We start from the raw sequence: 2,756 nt of genomic DNA on the forward strand, positions 1-2,756 counted from the left end.
TGGGTATGGCCCGCGATCGATCACGTCGTCCGGATTGGATTCCATTGGCAACCAGCCGAAACCCGGTACGTAGAACTCCAACCAAACGTGATTGTAATCTGGATACAGGGGTACGCCCAGTTTATCTGCCTGCTGAGGACACTTGTAGCGCCCAATCGTGCGGCAGGCAATGCCGTTTAAACGGAAGAGAGCGAGTAAAATACCGACATATTCGCCGCAGGAACCGACACCTCGTTCTAGGGCAACGTCTGGTGGGTCGATATGGGGTTTGATGCCGTAGGAAAGTTTGTCGTAAACGTAGTTACGAATCCGATAAGCTTTCCGCAACAAATTTGTTTCGGTGCCGATCGCTTCAATGGCAGCATTGCGGATAATATCGGTATCCATCGCCAACTCGTCATCATCGACTAAATAGCGCTGCTGAAATTCTGGCGAAAGGTCGGGAACCTTTTCCAAGTCTCGCGGTGTGAGGCGATACTTGATACCGTAAACTTCCACAAGTGCCTTCCAACCAAACAAATGCCGTTCGTCCGGTTTGAGGTTGTCAAACTTAAACACTGCTATCCGCTGTCCGTCTACAATTTCTTCTGTAAAGGGAAGACCGACGGCAGAAATTTGACGGACTTTTTGTCGAGGGGTCTCCGATGGTAAGGCGATGCGCCATTGCACGTTTTGTAAATGCACCGCCTCTAGGGGTAGAAGTTCCTCCACGTAGGACATTTCGATCAGAAAGCCGTTAGATAGGGCGTAGTGTCCTTCCTGGTTGTAGTGGAACTGGAGGCGATGAATAAAAGTGCGATCGCGATATTCTAATTGGTGTGGTGGATTGGCATTCGGATCGTCTCTGATGTAAGCCTCCTCCCCAGCATAGGCTACATACAAGCTATCCTTACCAGTTTGGGGGTTTGTCTGGAAGGCCAAACCAGTCGGATTCTCAAACGGCGTCAGAACGCTAAACAGCATTTGACCAGTAGCCCGCTCCAGACAATATACCGTTTGTTCGATATCGTCAGAAACCCAGAGTTCCTCACCCCGCACCGCGATATGCTCAACTCCAATACCAGGTGAGTAGAATTGGGTAATCAGCCTAGCTGTGGCGCGGTTGTAAATAAAGATGTAGCCCGCTTTCTGACAAGTGACGTAAAGGGTCGATTCCCAAACCGCAATCCCATTGGCTGTATAGGGTAAAGTCACAAAATGTTGCGGCGTGAAATCCGTCGGAGTACAAAAGTAAACGGAATCTTCTTTTGTGAACCAAATCGTGTCTTCCCAGATTCCCAAACCTGTGGCACCCTCAAATTGGGCGACGCGATCGGGGTTTAAGATAGAAGTATTCTCGCTGTTGAGATCGATCGAGAGCAAATATCCCCTGGCCGAGTCTAGGGCAATCAGCCGATCGCCCGCAACAGCAAGGCCGTGGAGTGAGTAAGCCCCAATGGGTCGCAGCAGGTTTGTCTGGGAATTCGATCTTGGTGGAGGAGCAAGCATTTCTGTAATCATAGCCAAATCAGGTGAAAATATATAGTAGTGCGAAAAAAAGAGCCTTCGCGAGCTAACTGGGAGTTATGCGATGCGACTGTACAGGTTTGCTATTTTGCAACTGCAAGAGCGGTAACATCACCTAAAATTAAGTCATTTTATCTGCTTATTCATTTCCCCAAAAGGGAAGAAATGCTATGACTGCCAACACTGTTACTTCCAAATATCGTCGGGCTTCGCTTAGTGCGATCGCTAGAACTGGTCGTTCCCATTCTGCTGCTCTCCTCGTTTGGTTGCCAATATCATTATCGGTAGAAACCCAGACTCGAATTGAATCGTCTTTTACCAATAAACCTTTGCTCAGCGCTGCTGTTGTGCCATGACTGCAATGAAGTCCTTCTTAAAGTTAATTACCTTTTGTATCGTCCTGCTGTTAGGTTTCGGGATTGTCACTCACTTCCCTACAATGATTACGGCACAGTCACAACCGCCTACCAGCAGCCAAGGGCTACCGAATACTTGGGGAAACTACGAACCAGATCCCAGTATCGGCAAACCCGGTCGGCGCGAGGGGGGAGGAACGCGGGGGCCGTGCGCGTTCTCACGAGATCCTGGCAAGACTCTGACTGCTTTAGTACCTGTGATACAAAGGAAGGCAGGTAATTCGGACACAAAAACCGTTGCTTTTGGGGCAACCATAGAGGGATCTCCAACTTTCTTCTTTTACGTGCCTCCAACGGCGGCGCAAAGAGCGGATTTTTCCTTACAGGATAAGAACGACCAGAACATTTATCAAACCACTTTCAGCATTACTGGAGATCCTGGAATTGTCAGCGTTACCCTGCCCAGTTTTGCGAATTCGGGATTCTTAGAGTCCAAAAAAGATTATTTTTGGAGTTTTGCGCTCAGTTGTAACTCAAAAGCTGAAGATTCGTCAGACAGATCCGGCGTACTGGCTGTCAATGGATGGATACAGCGCGTACAAGCCAACCCCGATCTCGCGCAAAAGTTGGGCCAAGCGACACTGCGCGACAAGGTAGCTCTCTATACTAAGGCCGGCATTTGGTACGATGCTCTCCACTCTCTTGCAGAACTGCGTCGTAGTTCTCCCAATGATGCCAGTCTATCGGGTGCCTGGACTAATTTGTTACAGTCGGCTGGACTGGATAAACTTGCCTCCGAAGGATTGGGGCAAAATGCTTTGCTACCGTAAGAAAAGCTAGGGATTAGGGGCTAGGGGCTAGGGATTAGGGGCTAGGGGCTAGGGATTAGGGGCT

3 protein-coding genes are annotated in these 2,756 nt (G+C 49.2%); 2 read left to right on the forward strand and 1 reads right to left on the reverse strand.

Annotation, left to right across the window (positions count from 1 at the left end):
• Positions 1 to 1,500, reverse strand: a 1,500-nt coding sequence (locus tag H6S82_RS27570; protein WP_191057052.1) for a transglutaminase family protein, incomplete at its 3' end; no start/stop codon positions are given.
• 176 nt (positions 1,501 to 1,676) lie between these two features.
• On the opposite strand from H6S82_RS27570, the gene H6S82_RS27575 reads away from it, so the two are divergent.
• Complete coding sequence (locus H6S82_RS27575) at positions 1,677 to 1,862, forward strand: hypothetical protein (protein ID WP_190462787.1); 186 nt, start codon at positions 1,677 to 1,679, stop codon at positions 1,860 to 1,862.
• Positions 1,859 to 2,692, forward strand: coding sequence for a DUF928 domain-containing protein (locus tag H6S82_RS27580; protein ID WP_190462789.1), 834 nt, complete (start codon positions 1,859 to 1,861; stop codon positions 2,690 to 2,692). Before H6S82_RS27575 ends, H6S82_RS27580 begins: the two co-directional genes overlap by 4 nt.
• Positions 2,693 to 2,756: the final 64 nt, after the last annotated feature.

The organism is Planktothrix sp. FACHB-1355 (assembly GCF_014748295.1).
Taxonomy (GTDB): domain Bacteria; phylum Cyanobacteriota; class Cyanobacteriia; order Cyanobacteriales; family Aerosakkonemataceae; genus Aerosakkonema; species Aerosakkonema funiforme_A.